This is a genomic window from Anabaena sp. CA = ATCC 33047, assembly GCF_963870205.1.
In the GTDB taxonomy this organism is placed as follows: domain Bacteria; phylum Cyanobacteriota; class Cyanobacteriia; order Cyanobacteriales; family Nostocaceae; genus Trichormus.
In genome coordinates this window covers 115,666-135,547 of sequence record NZ_CAWMSA010000044.1, presented here as the reverse complement: position 1 = coordinate 135,547, position 19,882 = coordinate 115,666, and the positions used below count along the sequence as shown (strand labels likewise).

The 19,882-nt window shown below is 41.1% G+C and carries 15 protein-coding genes and 1 CRISPR repeat array; of the genes, 4 read left to right on the top strand and 11 right to left on the bottom strand.

Annotation, left to right across the window (positions count from 1 at the left end):
* Positions 1-164 precede the first annotated feature (164 nt).
* The 3 genes from lepA to AACS98_RS12650 all read left to right on the top strand — a co-directional run bounded on the left by lepA (position 165) and on the right by AACS98_RS12650 (position 4,825).
* Positions 165-1,976 carry a translation elongation factor 4 gene (gene lepA, locus AACS98_RS12660; protein ID WP_066380295.1) on the top strand — a complete coding sequence of 604 codons (1,812 nt, stop codon included), beginning with the start codon at positions 165-167 and terminating at the stop codon, positions 1,974-1,976.
* 483 nt (positions 1,977-2,459) lie between these two features.
* Positions 2,460-3,647: a glycosyltransferase family 4 protein gene (locus tag AACS98_RS12655; RefSeq protein ID WP_066380293.1), complete on the top strand. Its 1,188-nt coding sequence runs from the start codon at positions 2,460-2,462 to the stop codon at positions 3,645-3,647.
* A gap of 164 nt (positions 3,648-3,811) precedes the next feature.
* The gene (locus tag AACS98_RS12650; RefSeq protein WP_066380292.1) at positions 3,812-4,825 is read left to right on the top strand and encodes a cyanophycinase; all 1,014 of its coding nucleotides are present in this window, start codon (positions 3,812-3,814) and stop codon (positions 4,823-4,825) included.
* Between the two features lie 237 nt (positions 4,826-5,062).
* Positions 5,063-7,077: a CRISPR direct-repeat array (repeat unit 37 nt; unit sequence GTTTCAATCCCTGATAGGGATTATTGTTAATTTCAAC).
* A 260-nt stretch (positions 7,078-7,337) separates the two neighbouring features.
* Here the strand turns inward: AACS98_RS12650 and AACS98_RS12645 are convergent.
* The 4 genes from AACS98_RS12645 to AACS98_RS12630 form a co-directional block, all read right to left on the bottom strand.
* Positions 7,338-8,501, bottom strand: a complete 1,164-nt coding sequence (locus AACS98_RS12645) for a cysteine desulfurase family protein (protein ID WP_066380290.1) — start codon at positions 8,499-8,501, stop codon at positions 7,338-7,340.
* Between the two features lie 70 nt (positions 8,502-8,571).
* Positions 8,572-9,051, bottom strand: a complete 480-nt coding sequence (gene bcp / locus AACS98_RS12640; RefSeq protein WP_066380977.1) for a thioredoxin-dependent thiol peroxidase — start codon at positions 9,049-9,051, stop codon at positions 8,572-8,574.
* Between the two features lie 326 nt (positions 9,052-9,377).
* Positions 9,378-11,789, bottom strand: coding sequence for a glycoside hydrolase family 31 protein (locus AACS98_RS12635; protein WP_066380287.1), 2,412 nt, complete (start codon positions 11,787-11,789; stop codon positions 9,378-9,380).
* A gap of 242 nt (positions 11,790-12,031) precedes the next feature.
* Complete coding sequence (locus tag AACS98_RS12630; protein WP_066380285.1) at positions 12,032-13,309, bottom strand: TIGR00341 family protein; 1,278 nt, start codon at positions 13,307-13,309, stop codon at positions 12,032-12,034.
* 291 nt (positions 13,310-13,600) lie between these two features.
* Between AACS98_RS12630 and AACS98_RS12625 the strand changes: the two genes are divergently transcribed.
* Positions 13,601-14,623 (top strand): AI-2E family transporter, encoded by a 1,023-nt coding sequence (locus AACS98_RS12625; protein ID WP_066380976.1) that lies wholly within the window; start codon positions 13,601-13,603, stop codon positions 14,621-14,623.
* 32 nt (positions 14,624-14,655) lie between these two features.
* On the opposite strand, the gene AACS98_RS12620 is transcribed toward AACS98_RS12625, so the two are convergent.
* From AACS98_RS12620 to AACS98_RS12590, 7 genes are all read right to left on the bottom strand, one after another.
* Positions 14,656-15,348 (bottom strand): Coq4 family protein, encoded by a 693-nt coding sequence (locus tag AACS98_RS12620; RefSeq protein ID WP_066380283.1) that lies wholly within the window; start codon positions 15,346-15,348, stop codon positions 14,656-14,658.
* A 202-nt stretch (positions 15,349-15,550) separates the two neighbouring features.
* On the bottom strand, positions 15,551-16,408 hold the full coding sequence (gene hypB, locus AACS98_RS12615) for a hydrogenase nickel incorporation protein HypB (RefSeq protein ID WP_066380281.1): 858 nt from the start codon (positions 16,406-16,408) through the stop codon (positions 15,551-15,553).
* Positions 16,399-16,740, bottom strand: coding sequence for a hydrogenase maturation nickel metallochaperone HypA/HybF (locus tag AACS98_RS12610; RefSeq protein ID WP_066380278.1), 342 nt, complete (start codon positions 16,738-16,740; stop codon positions 16,399-16,401). The genes hypB and AACS98_RS12610 overlap by 10 nt, the downstream gene beginning before the upstream one ends.
* A 19-nt stretch (positions 16,741-16,759) precedes the next feature.
* Positions 16,760-17,863, bottom strand: a complete 1,104-nt coding sequence (gene hypE, locus AACS98_RS12605) for a hydrogenase expression/formation protein HypE (RefSeq protein WP_066380277.1) — start codon at positions 17,861-17,863, stop codon at positions 16,760-16,762.
* A gap of 101 nt (positions 17,864-17,964) precedes the next feature.
* Positions 17,965-18,180: a tautomerase family protein gene (locus tag AACS98_RS12600; RefSeq protein WP_066380276.1), complete on the bottom strand. Its 216-nt coding sequence runs from the start codon at positions 18,178-18,180 to the stop codon at positions 17,965-17,967.
* A 53-nt stretch (positions 18,181-18,233) separates the two neighbouring features.
* Positions 18,234-19,385 carry a hydrogenase formation protein HypD gene (gene hypD, locus AACS98_RS12595; RefSeq protein WP_066380274.1) on the bottom strand — a complete coding sequence of 384 codons (1,152 nt, stop codon included), beginning with the start codon at positions 19,383-19,385 and terminating at the stop codon, positions 18,234-18,236.
* A 188-nt stretch (positions 19,386-19,573) separates the two neighbouring features.
* Positions 19,574-19,825 (bottom strand): HypC/HybG/HupF family hydrogenase formation chaperone, encoded by a 252-nt coding sequence (locus AACS98_RS12590; protein WP_066380272.1) that lies wholly within the window; start codon positions 19,823-19,825, stop codon positions 19,574-19,576.
* Between the last annotated feature and the right edge of the window lie 57 nt (positions 19,826-19,882).

The window sequence follows — 19,882 nt, the reverse complement described above, 5'->3', positions numbered from 1 at the left end:
ACCAATGACCAATGACCAATGACCAATGACCAATGACTAATGACCAATGACCAATGACTAATGACTAATGACTAATGACTAGCAGCATCTTTGCTAAGAAAGCATTAAAATACATTAAGTAAATTGCTTTTAACCTTGGTTGCTGCTTCAGCAAGAATTTGTATATGACTGACGTTCCCGCAGTTCGCATTCGCAATTTTTGTATTATTGCCCACATTGACCACGGGAAATCCACCCTTGCCGATCGCCTCCTACAAGCCACGGGGACTGTTGAAAACCGGCAAATGAAGGAACAGTTTCTCGACAACATGGATCTGGAACGGGAGCGCGGCATTACAATTAAGCTGCAAGCTGCCCGCATGAACTATCAAGCTAAAGATGGTCAGCAGTATGTGTTGAACCTGATTGATACACCAGGTCATGTTGACTTCTCTTATGAAGTGTCACGCAGTTTGGCGGCTTGTGAGGGGGCTTTGTTGGTGGTTGATGCTTCTCAAGGTGTAGAAGCACAAACTCTGGCTAATGTCTACTTAGCCCTAGAACATAATTTAGAGATTATCCCTGTTCTCAATAAAATTGACTTACCTGGGGCTGAACCTGACCGGGTAATCAGCGAAATTGAAGAAATTATCGGTCTTGATTGCAGTGGGGCGATTTTAGCTTCTGCCAAAGAAGGAATCGGGATTGATGAAATTCTGGAAGCGATTGTAGAACGCATCCCACCCGCACCTGATACTGTAGATGAACGTTTACGGGCGTTAATCTTTGATAGTTATTATGATGCCTATCGGGGTGTAATCGTCTATTTCCGGGTGATGGATGGTCGGTTGAAAAAAGGCGATCGCATCTATCTTATGGCTTCCGGTAAGGAATACGAAATCGATGAGTTGGGTGTTCTCTCCCCCAACCAAAAGCAAGTCGATGAACTCCACGCTGGGGAAGTGGGTTATTTAGCCGCCGCTATTAAAGCTGTAGCTGATGCGCGGGTGGGTGATACCATTACTCTGTCTAACGCTAAAGCCTCAACACCTTTACCCGGTTATACAGAAGCCAACCCGATGGTATTCTGTGGAATGTTCCCCATTGATGCTGATCAATTTGAAGACTTGCGGGAAGCTTTAGAAAAACTGCGGCTGAATGATGCGGCGTTACATTATGAACCGGAAACTTCTAGCGCGATGGGTTTCGGTTTCCGGTGTGGTTTCTTAGGCTTGCTGCACATGGAAATTGTGCAGGAACGTCTAGAACGAGAATACGACTTGGATTTAATTATTACAGCCCCATCTGTGGTTTATAAGGTAATCACTAACAAGGGGGAAGAACTGTATATTGATAATCCCAGCCATTTACCAGCACCCAACGACCGCGAACGCATCGAAGAACCCTATGTGCAAGTAGAAATGATTACACCGGAAACGTTTGTGGGGACGTTGATGGAGTTGTCGCAAAATCGCCGGGGTGTGTTCAAAGATATGAAATATCTCACCCAAGGACGCACCACCTTAACTTATGAGTTACCTTTGGCGGAAGTTGTTACCGACTTTTTTGATCAAATGAAATCGCGATCGCGCGGTTATGCTAGTATGGAATATCATCTCATCGGTTATCGTGAGAATCCCCTGGTGAAATTGGATATCATGATTAACGGTGATCCCGTCGATTCCTTAGCAATGATTGTTCACCGTGATAAAGCTTACGGTGTAGGTCGGTCAATGGCGGAAAAACTTAAAGAATTAATTCCCCGTCACCAATTTAAAGTCCCCATTCAAGCGTCAATTGGTAGTAAAGTCATCGCCAGTGAACACATTCCCGCTTTGCGGAAAGATGTACTCGCCAAATGCTACGGTGGTGACATCAGCCGCAAGAAGAAACTGTTACAAAAACAAGCTAAAGGTAAAAAGCGGATGAAATCAGTCGGTACAGTCGATGTACCCCAAGAAGCTTTCATGGCTGTGTTACGTTTAGACCAAAGCTAATCCATAATCAAGATACCCAAAACCCTAAAAGACGTTGCAACCCAACGTCTTTTAATTTTGAAGTTTATCTTCCTGTAGAGACGTTGTATGCAACGTCTCTACATTTCTTAATTAACCGAAAACTGCTATAACTTTTGAATTTTGTAGGCTTGCCTTCCCGTAGGGTATTTTGAATTTTGAATTCCCCAACGGGGTGGGGGGTAAGAGACTACATTCCACCTGAGTGGGGATCAGTTACGCTGATAAGTTTCATATAGATTTGCTGATTAACTGATTCTTGATAATTTTTGATCAGCTTTTTCCAAAAACGAGAAAAACATCAGAAAATTTTAGTAAATCTACCTACGGTAATAACCACTCTCAGAAATTTAAAGTTTTATAAAGTAAATGCGCTTTTAGGTAACACAGTCTTAGAAGCTAGGATACCTACCATTTAGAGATTTGTGAATTTTGAATTGCTGAAAACATTGGGGAGTCTAGTTCATGAAGATACTGGTACTAAGTTGGGAGTTTCCACCGAGAATAGTTGGCGGTATCGCGCGTCATGTGGCTGAGTTGTACCCCGAATTAGTCAAACTAGGCCATGAAATTCATTTGATTACGGTAGAAGTTGGTAATGCTTCGATGTATGAGGTGGTGGAGGGGATTAAAATACATCGAGTTCCAGTTTCCCATAGTAATGACTTTTTTCACTGGGTGGTGAATTTGAATCAGAGTATGGGACATCACGGGGGTAAGTTAATTGTAGAGGAAGGGCCGTTTGATATTATCCATGCTCATGATTGGCTAGTTGGGGATGCGGCGATCGCTCTCAAGCATACCTTTAAAATTCCCCTGATTGCTACCATCCACGCTACAGAATACGGACGTTACAACGGCATTCACAACGATATTCAAAATTATATTCACGGTAAGGAAAGCTTACTGGCTTACGATGCCTGGCGAATTATCGTCTGTACCAATTATATGCGCCAAGAGGTAGCGCGGGTTTTAGCTAGTCCTGGGGATAAAATTGATGTGATTCATAACGGTATCCGCCCGGAAAAGAAAAAACATCACGAAGATTTCCACGCCCAAGATTTTCGCCGTCAATTCGCCGCCGACCATGAGAAAATAGTCTATTACGTGGGACGGATGACTTACGAAAAGGGTGTATCAGTGTTAATGAATGCTGCACCCAAAGTGTTGTGGGAAATGGGGGGTTACGTCAAGTTTGTGATTGTTGGCGGAGGTAACACAGATAATCTCAAACGTCAAGCCTGGGATTTGGGAATTTGGGATAAATGCTATTTTACAGGCTTCATGTCAGACGAATATTTAGATAAATTTCAAACTGTGGCTGATTGTGCGGTGTTTCCTAGCCTTTACGAACCCTTTGGAATTGTAGCTTTAGAAAGCTTCGCCTCACGAGTTCCCGTAGTCGTGTCAGATACAGGCGGTTTCCCAGAGGTAGTGCAGCATACTAAGACTGGTATAGTTACCTGGGTGAATAATCCTGATTCTTTGGCGTGGGGAATTTTGGAAGTTTTAAAAAATCCTGGTTATCGTCAATGGTTGATTGATAATGCTTATGAGGATTTAGGGATACGCTTTAGCTGGCCGAAATTAGCCGCACAAACTGATGCTGTTTATCAAAGAGTAGTGCAGGAGCGATCGCAGGTAGAATGGTAAAAAAACGCGGAGTAAGGCTGAGGTTTTCGCAGAGTTACGCAGAGAGTTAATAGTTACTCTCAGTTTTTTGCCGTTAAAAAACAGTACAATCCCTGTACGCTGGGAATTTTGCCCTTGGGAGTGCGACATTAAGCAATAGTTGCAGTTTGCTCCAGAAGATTAGTATGACAAGGGCATTCCCAAGTATAGCAAGGTTCTTGAAAACAGCAAGGGCTATGCTGTTGAGGGTGATTACCCGTCTTACAGCATACCTGAGATCCAACTTCGATAGCAAGACTGCTGAGATTCTGCCGTCATTACCCGCATTAGCTGGGCCTGTTCTCAACTTGGGTGGCGGTGGGCCTGATGTGGAATCAGCTATCCAGTGGATGATTAACCAAGTCAGAGGCGGTACTCACTCTGTGGAGAAAATTAATGTTGTGGTTCTCCGCGCCAATGGTGGTGATGACTATAATCACCTGATTTATGATATGAAGGGGGTTAACTCTGTCGCTACCTTGATAGTGAGCGATCGCCACAATGCCAACAGAGATGATATTGTGCATAAAATCCTCAATGCTGGTGTAGTCTTTTTTGCAGGTGGCGACCAATGTCAATACATCCGCAATTGGAAAAATACCCGACTGGAAGCGGCTGTATTGTCAGTTTATCGCAAAGGTGGCGGCATTGGTGGCACGAGCGCAGGGGCAATGATTCTCAGTGATTATATTTACGATGCTTGTGCTTGTGAAGACCCGATTGAAACTAAGGATGCTTTAGATGATCCTTATGAGAATATTTCCTTTACCTACAACTTTTTTCAATGGCCGCATTTGCGGGGTACTATCATTGATACGCATTTTGACACTCGCAAACGCATGGGGCGAATTATGGCCTTTATTGCCCGACAAATTCAAGACGGTGTTTGTCAAACTGCTTTAGGTATTGCGATTAGTGAAGAAACATCAATAGTTGTCGATAAATATGGTATTGCCAAAGTCATGGGGAGAAATGCGGCGTATTTGGTTTTAGGAGATCATCCGCCAGAAGTCTGCAAACCCGGAACCCCATTGACTTATTACGACTACAAAATTTGGCGTTTTCCCAGTGGTGATACTTTCGATTTAAATAATCTACCCACTAGGGGTTATTATTTCCGCAGCGTCAAGCGGGGTAGGTTTGATTATGATCCTTATTGATTGCTGAGATGATGTTTTTCCAATCAATCAGCATAATAAAAACCCCTCTCCAAACCTCTCCCCTACAAGGAGAGAGGCTTTTTTACACCCCCATTCCCTTGTAGGGAAGGGGGGCTGGGGGGGTTAGGTTTGAGAGACTTTGCTGTTAATAACAATACTTTTTCAACATACTCTAATAGGGATTATTGTTAATTTCAACAAGATAGGAAATAAGTTAGTTTGGAAATTCTGTTTATCGTTTCAATCCCTGATAGGGATTATTGTTAATTTCAACGAGGGCTACGATTGGGACGGGCGAAATCTTATAAGTTTCAATCCCTGATAGGGATTATTGTTAATTTCAACGCGAAGAATATAAAGCCAATAGAGGCATTAATTTCAGGTTTCAATCCCTGATAGGGATTATTGTTAATTTCAACCATTTTATCCGTGCATCCTACTATCCGAGTAGGCGTTTCAATCCCTGATAGGGATTATTGTTAATTTCAACGTAAACAAAAAGGCTGCCTGTACAAATACCTTGAAGTTTCAATCCCTGATAGGGATTATTGTTAATTTCAACTCCGATTTGGAAAATACTAGCTCACATCCAAATTCGTTTCAATCCCTGATAGGGATTATTGTTAATTTCAACTTCAGGATTTTAAGGAGAGACACCCTCACCTAGCAGTTTCAATCCCTGATAGGGATTATTGTTAATTTCAACATCGCCCGCACCGTAAGGGCTAGCGATGAATCCGTGTTTCAATCCCTGATAGGGATTATTGTTAATTTCAACAAGTGAAGAGAGAGGCGATCGCTAGTGGTGCGATGTTTCAATCCCTGATAGGGATTATTGTTAATTTCAACCGTTCCGGCAACGTTCCTGGGATTTTTTGTTTGGGTTTCAATCCCTGATAGGGATTATTGTTAATTTCAACACGGTTGAGTCAAAGCAGCCGCAAGGGTAAACAGTCAAGTCATGTTTCAATCCCTGATAGGGATTATTGTTAATTTCAACAATGAACTAGAGTCTATTAAGAATCATAGTATTCGTTTCAATCCCTGATAGGGATTATTGTTAATTTCAACCCCAAGTTAATGGCTGTATTTCGAGGTATACGCGTTTCAATCCCTGATAGGGATTATTGTTAATTTCAACATAGATGATCACGTTTCCGTGCGTGGGTTGTTTTTGTTTCAATCCCTGATAGGGATTATTGTTAATTTCAACCTTGGTCGTACAAGTTTTCCCAGATATCGATGGGACAGAAGTTTCAATCCCTGATAGGGATTATTGTTAATTTCAACCAATTCATTATTCGCTAGGAGTCTTGCTGGAGACGTTTCAATCCCTGATAGGGATTATTGTTAATTTCAACCTGAAACTACCATTTACACAGCTTGGTAAGGTTTGAGTTGGCGTTTCAATCCCTGATAGGGATTATTGTTAATTTCAACGGTAAACTTATCGGTAAATCTATCATTTTGCCAAAAAGTTGTTTCAATCCCTGATAGGGATTATTGTTAATTTCAACTTTACTGATGTACGATTATCAGCGTATAGTGCTAGTTTCAATCCCTGATAGGGATTATTGTTAATTTCAACCTCATAGACCTTACAGGCAATTGCTACTATCACGGGTTTCAATCCCTGATAGGGATTATTGTTAATTTCAACACTATATCTATCCCTAAGGCATTGATTACAATGCCTTCCCAGTTTCAATCCCTGATAGGGATTATTGTTAATTTCAACTTGAGTTCTGTATTCCAGAGATGGGATTAAATCTGTTTCAATCCCTGATAGGGATTATTGTTAATTTCAACATTACGCGGGTAATTCCACTGCGACTATAAATCCTGTTTCAATCCCTGATAGGGATTATTGTTAATTTCAACTCGATGATGTATCTTCCGTCCTTCCATCCACAGGTGTTTCAATCCCTGATAGGGATTATTGTTAATTTCAACTGGTGTAACCGGGATGGTTCTGGCGAATGTTTCGTTTCAATCCCTGATAGGGATTATTGTTAATTTCAACTTGGATTAGAGTTTTTTACACAACAAAAGAAGTATCTGCGGTTTCAATCCCTGATAGGGATTATTGTTAATTTCAACATATCGTGTTTCTCCAGCAAAAAACGGAAATTCGGTAGTTTCAATCCCTGATAGGGATTATTGTTAATTTCAACCCCTGAGTCGTGTTATAATGAATACATAATTATTTCTAAGCGTTTCAATCCCTGATAGGGATTATTGTTAATTTCAACTGCGGCAGCCCGAAAGCTAATGTATATGAGGTTTTCAAGGTTCAGATTCGCGGATGGGTCTATCATAACACGAGAAAATGTCAGTTGATTTGACTAAAATAGCTGAAACCCTTACTGGGTAAGGTGCGCGGATGGTTTCAAATTAATTTTTCTGCAAAAGCCTATGGTGTAAGGGATACAGCGATTTTTGCTGAGGAGCGATTTTCAACACCTACCCATCCGCGCATCAGGTAAGGAAAATGGTCAAAGGGGAGCGATCGCTAACTCACTGTAATTGATTGTAAACTCTCAATGGTGGCGATCGCGTGTTTGGCGACTAAATCAATTTCGGCTTGAGTATTAAACCGTCCTATGCCAAACCGAATAGAAGCATAAGCAAGTTTTTCTGAGTGTCCCAAAGCTGTTAGTACATGAGAAGGTGCTGTTTTAGTTGATGAACAAGCTGAACCAGAAGATACAGCCATTATTGACTGTAACCCTAGTAATAAAGCCGCACCGTCTACCCCTTCCACACTAATATTTAAGTTTCCCGCTAACCTCTGGGTAGGATGTCCATTAAGATGAATTCCCTCTAAATGTGAAAGCTGTTCCCACAAACTTTGTCGTAACTGGGTGAGACGTTGGTTTTCAGTCTCTTGTTCAGCCAAAGCTATCTCTACAGCTTTGCCAAAACCGACAATTTGCGGTGTATACAAAGTCCCAGAACGCATACCCCGTTCATGTCCTCCCCCGTGTTGTTGTGGTGCGAGTTGTACTCTAGGGTTGCGTCTGCGAACATATAACGCACCGATACCTTTCGGCCCGTAAACTTTATGCGCTGTCAGAGACATTAAATCTATGTGCATTGTTTGCACATCAAGAGGTATTTTACCAATAGCTTGGGCTGCGTCTGTGTGAAAAATTATCTGGCGTTGATGACATAGTTCGCCAATTTCTGCCAATGGTTGTAAGACACCAATTTCATTATTAGCCGCCATCACCGAAACTAAAATTGTTTCAGGACGCAACGCTTTTTCTAATACTGTTAAATCAATTAATCCATCTGATTTAACTGGCAGTATAGTAATATCAAAACCCAGATTTTTTAAATATTCACAAGGGTCAAGCACCGCACTATGTTCAGTCGCCACAGTAATAATATGCTGACCTTTAGAAAAATAAGCTTCCGCTACACCTTTAATCGCTAAATTATTTGCTTCCGTCGCCCCGCTAGTAAAAACAATTTCTTCAGGTGTGGCGTTAATTGCATCGGCTAAAATTTCCCGTGCTTGTTTCACAGCCGCTTCTGTTTCCCAACCGTAAATATGATTAATACTAGATGGGTTGCCAAATTTTTCTGTAAAGTAAGGTAGCATCGCACTTAATACCCGTTCATCTACAGGCGTGGTGGCGTGACAATCAAGATATATAGGACGATTCGACATAGGTTTTATCTTATTTTTGAATTAAGTTTTTTCAGATTGCCATAGCTTAAAATAATTCATTTTTCCTTTTTTAATTAGCTGTTAATTCTTGCAATTTATTTAACACTGCTTGCGCGTGACCTTTAGCTTTAACGTTCGCCCAAACATAAGCAATCTTTTTGTCAGGTGAAATCAAAAAAGTTGAACGTGCTACACCCATATATTCTTTACCCATGAATTTCTTTAATCGCCAAGCACCGTAAGCTTCAATTAGTTGATGTTCTGGGTCACTTAATAGGGTAATATTCAAGCTATGTTTGTCTATAAATTTGCAATGAGCTTTCCCTGAATCGGGACTTACACCTACAATTTTAGCTCCTAATTGGCTAAATTCTGATTGTAATTCTGTAAAGTCTTTGGCTTCGGTAGTACAACCAGGGGTGTCATCTTTGGGGTAGAAATAAATTACCAACCATTGACCGTTAAAATCATTAAGACTCACAGAGTTGTCATTTTGGTCAGGGGTAGAAAAATCTGGTGCTGGTTGTCCGACTGCGGGAATATTGCTCATGTTGCGCTGGTAAATCATGTCCGGTTAAATATTTACCATAAAGGCTGACGCAGGTAAATTACAAAATATCCAAAATGTAGGGTGCGTCAGTACGAGAAACCCTAGTAGGGGCGGGTTTATAAATATCTTGGATTGCTCAACTAGGGTATTTGTGAACCCGCCCCTACTATACCAAGAAAATATTCCTACTGACGCACCCTACTAACAGTCGATTTGGATAATTTATTTTTTGATGTTCTCTAAAGCTAAGGGTTTGAGCAAATGGTAAGCAATGCCCACCCTACAAAAATTATGATCAACCTATAGGTGCAAGATGTTTGTTGATGTTAGTCTTCTGCGAGAATTTGGCAGTTGATTTGTTGAAATTGTTCAACCTGGAAACAATTGTTTTGGTAATCAACTTTTTCACCGTCTACCCAAACTTTTTGTACTGCTAAACCGTGAATATGGAGTTTAACGTTTTTGTAGGGGAACGGGTAATTTCCTTGCTGTTGCCAGATAATTTCTAAGTTATCCTCATCTCGCTTGATATCAAATTCATCTAACCGCCAAGCAGCATAACCATCACCCGCATCACTATACACCCTACCCGCACCAACTCCAGTTACCGGGGGATAAATATGGAGGATGAGTTGTTGATTTTCTGCCATTGGTAACACACAACCCGCTTTGACAAATACAGGTATTTGCTCTTGTGGTGCGGCGATGTCAATTTGATTGCCACCTGAAAATCGGGTATCATCCCAGAAGTGATACCAATGCCCATCAGGTAAGATGATTGGGCGTGAAGTTGCACCTTCTTCAACAATGGGAGCAATTAACAACGCCTCACCTAATAAAAAAGCATCTTCCACAGCCCAGAGTTGGGGGTTGTGGCTGTCAGCCCAAAATAAAGGACGTACAAGGGGATGGCCAGTTTGGTTGGTTTCCCATGTTAAGGTATAGAGATAAGGTAAAAGTCGATAGCGCAACCAGAGAAAGTCTCTGGCTATACTCAGAATTTGTTCGCCAAAAGTCCAAGGTGTGCGGGGTTTGACGTTGTTGGCACTATGGGTACGAAAGAAGGGTAAAAAACATGACATCTGAAACCAACGCAAATATAATTCAGGACTGGGATTACCCTTAAAACCACCGATATCAGCCCCACTGTAGGGAATGCCAGAAAGACCCATATTTAATACAGTGGTAATTGTTATACGTAGTCCAGCCCAACTTGTTTCGATGTCTCCTGTCCAAGTCCAGGCATAACGTTGTAAACCTGCCCAACCTGCACGGGATACAATGAAAGGACGATGTTCTGGTTTGTATTCTTTTAAGGCTTCATAAGCTGCCTCGGCTTGTAGTAATCCATAGACATTATGCGCTTCAAGATGATTGCCACCTCTGCCTTCGAGAAAATGCAGGGTAGAATTTGGCGGTAGGGAAGGATCACCCCAAAGGACAAAAATCCCTGGTTCGTTCATATCATGCCAAAAACCAGTGAAGCCTAAGTCTAGGAGATATTCATACTGACGACTCCACCAGTGGCGGGCTTTGGGGTTGGTGAAGTCAGGAAATGCACACAGTCCAGGCCAGACGGGGGCGATGATCAGTTTATCATTGATGGTTTTGCAAAATACTTCTTGCGATCGCCCTTCTTCAAATAATTTACTTTTCCGGTCAGCTTTCACACCAGGATTCACAATTGCAATTAAATGCACTCCTCTGTCTACTAATTCCTGGTTAAATTCCGTTAACTGAGGAAAGCGGTCAGGATCAATGGTAAAGGCGCGAAATCCTTCTTGGCAGTCTATATCTAAATGAATAGCACTCAAAGGTAAATTATGATTCTTAAATCCCTCCGCAACTTCCCGGATGGCTGCTTCTGTTTCATATCCCCAGCGTGATTGATGATAACCAAGCACCCAACGGGGAGGCAAGGCGGGACGACCTGTTAATTGGGTGTAACGGTCTAATAATTGCGCTGGGGAACCGATACTAAAATAATACCGCAATGCTCCCCCATCAAAGTCGGCGGCGGCGTAACCGTTAAAGCTAAATGTTGCTTTGTAGCTATTTTCATAGAAAATCAAGTAACTCCCCGACTGATGCAAACCCAGATACAAGGGAATGCACAGATAAAGCGGATCTGTTCCGGGGCCATATCTACCACCTGCGTCATAATTCCACATTAAATAACTGGTGGTAGCAGGTTTCCCCTCTTGCGGTGTTCGTAGGTTGAGAGGTGCAGCACGTTCACCTAAGCCATAGATATGTTCTTCTGGACGTAGTTTAGCTTGATGCACCCAACCAGCAGTTTTGAGTTGGGGGGGTAGTTCTTCGCGGATAATTTCGCCTAGATAATTTTGATAGATAAGACTACCATTTTGATTAACTATTACTTGTAATTCTTTAGTGGAAATTAACCAGCTATTGCCCATTTTTTCAAATTCAACTGCTACTTCTGACCAATCTTTGCCAGCCATAGCATAGGGAATCGGTGCTATTCCTGGTTGCCAATTTACACGCACGAAATCAGCAGCTAAAAAATGTATTTCCAGTTCAACTTTTTCAAAGTAAAATTTTGCGCCTTGCGGTATAGGTTCAGCCTTGAGGATATCACCAATTTCTGCAAACACTTGTTTGGCACTGAGAAACGGACGCTCTAATAAATCCCTTTGCATAGGATAAAATAGCGAACCAAAAAAGCGTCGCAATTTAATCAGGCGTAAGTTCAGTAGAAGTTGTTTCCAATTCATAATGGGGAATGGGGACTTTTGACTCTTGACTGGGGATTGGGGATGGGAAGAGATTGGGGACTGGAAGGGACTGGAAAAGAATTTCTACCTTCCTTCATCCCCCACCCTGCGGGTAGGCTTACGCCTCCGTACCCCTCCGGGTAAGCAAGCTACGCGATAGCGTCTCTGAAAGAGAAGGAAAGCAAGCTACATCCTCCTCATCTCCCTCATCTCCCTCATCTCCCCTACTCCCCTGCTTCTTCCTAACCTTTCTCCAAGACAATCACATCTACTAGGGGTGTAACATTAAACCCTTCTCGATTTAATCGGGTTTGAATTGCCTGTGTAAGACGAGAACGAATTTCCCCAGCAGATGCGGTGACTCCTTGTTGACGTTGAACATAAACAACGCATAGCAAGGTATTTTCTCCTTCTATATTGGGACGAGTAAAGCGAACATTAGACTCAACTAATTTGGCTAAATCAACTTGCTTTACAACATTTTGCAGTTCTGCATTAGCTTGTTGGGCAATGGTGGAACGTTCTAAATAGGGAGAATTAATAAATTGCCAAGTGAGAAGCAGACTCAAGGCGATAACGGTAATTATCCAAGCCAAGCGAGTAACCAGTTTTTTACCACGTTGATAACGAGTTCCTTGAGTTGACAAACCATAAACTCGGAATAACAGGGAGGCTGATAAATTGATGCCGCATAGTTGCAGTAATAGTAAGAATATGCCATCTGTCACCATATCCCATCTACCAATGGCGGTAGCCATACCGACAATTCCGGTTGGGGGAGCTAAGGAAGCAGCAACTAACATCCCAGTTGCCGCCCCAGATACTAGGCTATTTTGCTGGGATTGTACTAAGTTCAACGCCCCGGCTGCTCCGGCTGCGAGGGGTAAAAATACTGCCACTGCGGACACTTGGCTATTAGCAATCATCAAACTGGTAGCAATTTCCTGGCGTAAAATCAGGCTGAGTGTCCATGTGGTGAGGATGGTGACTGCTAATGCTACAAAATATCTCAGCAGACTGCGCCAGAGTAGTTGATAGTCTCCTCGTGCTGTGGCGATTGCTGTATTCATTGCTGGGCCGGCAAAGGGAGCAATTAGCATAGCAGCAACTAGCAAAAAAGTTGTATTTGTGTATAAACCAATCCAGACTACTATCCCAGCTACCGCCGCATAAGCGAGAAAGCCACGCCAAGAGCCGACACTTTGCAAGCCAGAAAGAAAGACTTCTATGGGGCTGAGGGTTTCTACGTCTTTGACTTGTTCTGGTGCTTCCGATGCGGGTGGTTGTAGAGGGATGACCGCAGAAGGAATCAGTGTAATGTGTAATTGGGGTAAGTCTTGTAATTTGGCTAACAGGGGGTCAACTTTATGATTAGACACATGAAGTATTACCACATCAATGGCTTCATCTTCACCATTGTGGGCGGCAAATTCGGCTAAGTTCTGTGCATCGAGAGATTTGGCGATATTAATAACAGTATCTCCATGCCCTCTTGGTACTTGAATAATTAGCTGACGCATATTTCCTCCTGTGGCTAAAATTCTCACATTACCCAGGCGATCGCTCTCTAGCTAGGGAAGGATTTTGCTGATAAATTACGAACTAAACAGTGGTAATTGGAAAGAGTCCTATTCCCCATTCCTTACTCCCTACTATATTTGACTTAATTACGCCTCAAGGTGAATATTGCTGAGTTAAAAATCTCTCTTGAAGCGGCTTATTTATCAATCACCAGGCAGTATTATTTAAATGTTAAATTCATGTTAAAAGCCGCACAATCTGTTGATTGCTGGCAAAATGGAGGCGGAATTGTGCCTTTTGGTCAATTAATGGGGTTTTTCTTAGTCATTATATCTTTGTATATTATTTGGCAAATTCGTCAAATAGTTTTGATTGCATTTGCTGCTGTAGTTTTGGCAACTGTTTTAAACCATTTTGTCCAATTTTTACAGAAATTTCGGATTAAGCGAGGTCTGGCTATTTTTATAGCTGTGAGTATTTTATTATTTTTAATCTTTAGCTTTTTTATTATCCTCGTACCTCAGTTGATTGAGCAATTACGAGAATTAAGTAACCTGATGCCAATGGCATTAGATCGGATTCGGTTATGGAATGATTGGTTAGTACGAGTAATTCCCAATGAATTTTTAGATAATGTTCGTAATTTTAGATATCTGACTCAAGGTTTACAAGGCTGGTTAAATCGCATCTTGAATAATTTTTTGTTTTTAATCAGTAGTTCCCTGACTATTGCTTTAGGAACACTACTATTATTAGCATTGACTATTATGCTCTTAGTAAATCCCGTTGCCTATCGTAGAGGTTTTATCTTTTTATTTCCGGCTTTCTATCGTCCGCGAGTTCATGTAATTCTCAATAAGTGTGCATTATCTTTAACTGGTTGGATTAAAGGCACACTGTTGACTATGTTATTGATTAGTGTTTTCAGCTATATTGGGTTAGCACTTTTGCAGGTAAGATTACCACTAATCAATGCAATTTTAGCAGGATTATTAGAATTTATCCCCAATGTAGGCCCTACTTTGAGTGTGATTCCACCGGCTTTGTTAGCTCTGATGGATTCCCCTTGGAAAGCTGGCGCAGTCGTATTCGTATACTTTATAATTCAACAGGTAGAAAGCTTAATTATCGTGCCTTTGGTAATGAAAAGTCAAGTATCACTATTACCAGCAGTTACTTTATTATCTGTAGTGATATTTGGCTCATTTTTTGGGTTTTTGGGTGTGTTTTTAGCTGTGCCTTTAGTGATTGTTTTACAGATTTGGATACAAGAAGTTTTAGTGAAAGATATCCTGAATATGTGGCAAAATTGATATCCAGTTATGGATGATTTTTGATTTTTTAACTAGGCAATTGCGGCTAAATCATGGTCTATGGTTTTCATGCCTAAGCGCGCACGAATTTCACTTACTTGTACGTCCCAAAACTGATCCCATTTTTGGGCTATTAGTTTACCAGGAGTTTGAGAACCTAGCCGATAGCCGCGAGCTATTTCTGTCATTAAATCATTGAATTTTGTTGGTTGATACAGACTGATCCTTACCATACCAAAACTTACCAACATCACACTGATAGGAATTGAAGTTTGAGCTAACACAAATGCTTGTAGTCCTATTTCTCCAATAGCATCAGTCTCAAATCCAGTGACTACATGATAAATATCATGGGTAGAACGCCACAGCATTTTAACATAGGAAATATCATCAACTACAGGGACTTGTTTATAAAAGTAAGGGTCGAAACCTCTAGCTTTCATCTCTCTGGCATAGATATGACCTAAAGTTCCCTCTGGGAGTTTGGCTAAGTCATCTAAATTAAAAGGTGCAGGTAGCCAGCGTTCTTCAAATAAGGTGTTGACTTCTGGAATTTTTTTTAATTCTTCAACTGCTAACTGCGCCATTTCTGTTTGATCAAGTGCATCCTCAAAGTCAAATACTGGGTCAGTATTCCCATTTCTGGGTTTTAAGGCACTAGCGGCTAAAAATTCTATGTAGGCGAGGAGTCCTTTGTCATTGTTGTAGTTAATTATATTATTCATGATGATTTTGTTAGTTGAAAATTTACGCACCAAGCCAAGAGGAAAATATGTACCTCAATTTTTGGTAAACTAATCACCATTTTCATGAATCTATAGAGGTATTTATGATAAATAATAATTGCTGCCAACAAAAAAACCCGACTTCGGAAAGAAGCCGAGATTTTTAAGACTTAAACTATTTGCTAAACTTAAGTATACTCACTTAAGCATTGACCAAATTTGCACAGCTAAAAACTTTTTCTGTTAACCATTTATACCAACTCTCTAAACCAGCACCTGTAGTAGCAGAAACCTGAAAAATCTGAATGTTGGGGTTGACTTGTTTAGCGTATTCTAGACAACGCTGCACATCAAACTGTACATAAGGTAATAAATCAATTTTGGTGAGAATCATTATCTCACTCGCACGGAAAATATGGGGGTATTTAATCGGTTTATCTTCCCCTTCTGTGACGGAAAGAATTACAACTTTCGCCTGTTCTCCTAAGTCAAATAAAGCTGGACAGACTAAATTACCCACATTTTCAATCATCACCACCGAGTTTAATGGTGGGTTGAGTTGTTGTAAACCTCTTTCTATCATTGATGCGTCTAAATGACAGCCTGTTCCTGTGTTGATTTGCACAACTTTACAGCCTGTCTGTTTAATTTTTTCCGCATCGTTAATCGTTTCTTGGTCGCCTTCGATGACGTTGATGGGTATCTGTTGTTTTAGGTCGTTAATTGTGCGAGTTAACAGAGTTGTTTTCCCTGCACCTGGGGAACTCATTAAATTTAAGGCGAGAATATTCCGACCTTTGAACCATCCCCGATTTTGGGCGGCTAACAGGTTATTTTTTCCTAAAATTTCCTGTTCTAATGATATAGTTGTCCCATGAATTTGGGCGTGCATTTGTGATGATTCATGGTTATGATCATGGTCGTGATGGTGAGCATGGGTAATCACAGTACCATCTGGTAAAGTGTGAGTATGATGATGGTGCTTGTGTTCCATTTCTCCTGTTTCTAAGTTAGTAATTTTGCTGTCAGCATCATCTGAACAACCGCAGGTTACACACATACTTCCTCTACTTCTATCTCCTTAATTTTTAGTTCTTCGCCTGTAATTAAATCTAGGTGGACACTGCCACATTCACATATTCCAAATGGTTTTTCTAAAGGAATTTCTGCACCACATTGACGACATTTTGCTAAACCAGGAATTTCGATAATTTGTAAAGTTGCGCCTTCTAATGCTGTACCTTGAGAACATATATCAAAGCAAAATTTGATAGCATCAGGCATAATAGCTGAGAGTTTGCCAATTTCTACGACAACTCGCCGCACTTTTGAGCCGTTGGCATATTCATTGACAATTGCTACTATATTTTGGGTAATTCCTAGTTCGTGCATGAATAAATCTTCTTAATTGTTAACAAATTCTTGGTAATTGGTCGCCGACTAGCATATCAACAATACGTTCTGTGCCGAAGGCTGTTTTTAATAAGACAACCCCTGGAGGTGTAGAAACAACCTCACCAATAATACAGGCATTTTTTCCGGCTGGGTGAGATTTCATTGCTGATACAACTGTATCGGCTTTGTCATTTGCTACTACTACTACTAACTTACCTTCATTGGCTAGATATAAGGGGTCTAACCCCAAAATTTCACACATTCCTTTAACTTCTTCCCGCACAGGAATTGTTGCTTCATTGATGCGTATTCCTACATTAGAAGTTAAAGAAAATTCATTAAGAACTGTGGCTAAACCTCCCCTGGTTGCATCTCGCATGGCGTGAATTTCAGGACATACGTTAAGGATGGTTGCTACTAATTCATGTAATGGTTGACAATCACTTTCTATGTTAGTATCTAATGCTAATTCTCCACGGGCAATTAAAATTGCTGCGCCATGATTTCCTAATTCCCCATTAATAATGATGGCATCTCCTGGTTGAATGTTGTGGGCGGAAATATTAACTCCTGTGGGGATGATACCAATACCAGCCGTGTTAATAAATAATTTATCTGCTGCGCCACGATGCACTACTTTTGTGTCACCTGTAACTATTTGCACTCCTGCTTTTTGGGCGGCAATTTTCATGCTGGTGGCGACACGTCGTAGGGTTTCTGTGGGTAGTCCTTCTTCTAATATGACGCTACAGGTTAAATATAAGGGTTTAGCACCACTGACGGCTAAATCATTAATTGTGCCGTTTATTGCTAATTCTCCGATATCACTGCCAGGGAAAAATAAGGGGTCTACTACATAGGAATCTGTGGTAAATGCTAGTCTATCTCCTTGGGGTAAAAGTTGGGATAAATTAACACTTGCTTGGTCTTCTAATTGGGAGAGAATTGGATTATCAAAACTGCTGACAAAGATATCATCAATTAAATCGCGCATGGCTTTTCCGCCGCTACCATGTGCGAGGGTGATGTGGGTATCTTTGATTTTATTTTGGCGGCGACGAATTTGTTCAATTTTTTGTAAGAGAGGGTTGGGTGTGGCGTTGGTTTGGGGAATATCCATTTTTAATATTTTGTAATTTGTAATTTGTGGTTTTTGATATTTAATATTAGGTAAGGTGCGTTACGTGATGGGTAACACACCCTACGCTTTATTTTTTAGTGTTATCTGCCTGTTTCGTCGTGTCTACCACGATGGCGATCGCAATGTAAAATACCATTGACAGCCCAATTTTCTCGCTCAAATTCATCAATGTGAATTGTAATCCATTCGGGCTTGGTATCTAATGCTGCAACCATAGCATTGGTAATGGCTTCTACTAAATGCCGTTTTTTCTCGATGGAATGTCCTCTGGCAATTTTCACGGTGACAAATGGCATACAATTTTCCTCGCAGTGTTGTTGTGTGAAGTGTATCGCTGCTGTTGTGGAGGTTATGAAGGGATAGTCACTTTTGGCTGTTCAACTGCTGATTTTTGCATCACAGTCGAGAATCTGCCATATTTATAGTATGCTGCACAAGCCCCTTCTGAAGATACCATACAAGTACCAATTGGTGTTTCTGGTGTGCAAGCTGTACCAAATACTTTACATTGCCAAGGTTTCAGCACTCCTTTGAGAATTTCACCACATTGACAAGCTTTATGATCTGCGATTTTTTGGTTAGGAAGAGTAAATTTTAATTCTGCATCAAATTGGGCATATTCTGGGCGAATTTTTAACCCGGAATTAGGTATTTCATTTAAGCCTCGCCATTCAAATGTTTCACGCACTGTAAACACTTGATTCATGGCTTTTAAGGCGTTTTGATTACCTGCTGGTTGTACGAGTCGATTGTATTGGTTTTCGACTTGACAACGATTTTCTACTAACTGCTGTAACAGCATCCAAATTGATTGCAAAATATCTAAAGGTTCAAAGCCAGAAACCACTACGGGTTTATGATATTGTTGGGCAATAAATTCATAAGGATCAGTGCCTATTACCATACTGACATGACCAGGCCCGACAAATCCATCTAGTTGTAAATCGGGGTTATCTAATAAGGCTTTGAGGGCGGGAATTACGAGGACATGGTTACTAAATACGCTAAAGTTTTGTAGATTTTCTTCAGCAGCTTGTAGAATAGTAAAAGCGGTGCTAGGGGCGGTAGTTTCAAAGCCAATAGCAAAGAAAACAACTTGTTTATCGGGGTGATTTTTGGCTATTTGTAAACTATCTAGTGGCGAGTAAACCATGCGAATGTCTGCGCCTGTGGCTTTAGCTTGCAGTAGGCTATGTTTAGAACCAGGAACGCGCATGGTGTCGCCAAAGGTTGTTAAAATGACGTTGGGGTTTTGGGAGATGGCGATCGCATCATCTAATCTACCCTTGGGCATGACACACACTGGACAACCAGGGCCATGAATTAATTCAATATTTGCTGGCAATATTTCTTCGATACCATATTTAAAAATAGAATGAGTATGCCCGCCGCATACTTCCATAATTTTAATGTGTTTATCTAATTGGTAACTTATTTTTTCAATCTCACGCCGTAAAGCTGCGGCTTTTTCTGGTTCTCTAAATTCGTCTACGTATTTCATGGTTGGGGACTGGGTATTGGGGACTGGGTATTGGGGACTGGGGACTGGGAGGATGAGGTAGACAAGGTAGAAATTCTTTCTCAGTCAACCGTCAACAGTCAACAATCTCCATTTTGAATTTTGTAGGCGTAAGCCTTCCCTACGGGACGCTACGCGATGCCGTAGGCTATGCGTGAATTTTGAATTGTTTATTCTGCTTGTACGGCGGCGATTTCTGCTAATAGTTGTAAGGTTTCGGCTGCTTCTTGTTCGTTAATTCTATTCATGGCAAAGCCGACATGAACTAATACCCAATTTCCCACACATGATTCTGGGGGATGTTGTTCATCTACGATGCAGGAAATGTTAACTTGTCTTTTTACTCCACCAACGTTGACAATGGCTAGTTTGTTGTTTGTGTCGGTGATTTCGATGATTTGTCCGGGAATTCCTAAACACATTTTTATTTTCCTTGATGAGTGGGATGAAGAGTTTTTTTCACGCAGAGGCGCAGAGAC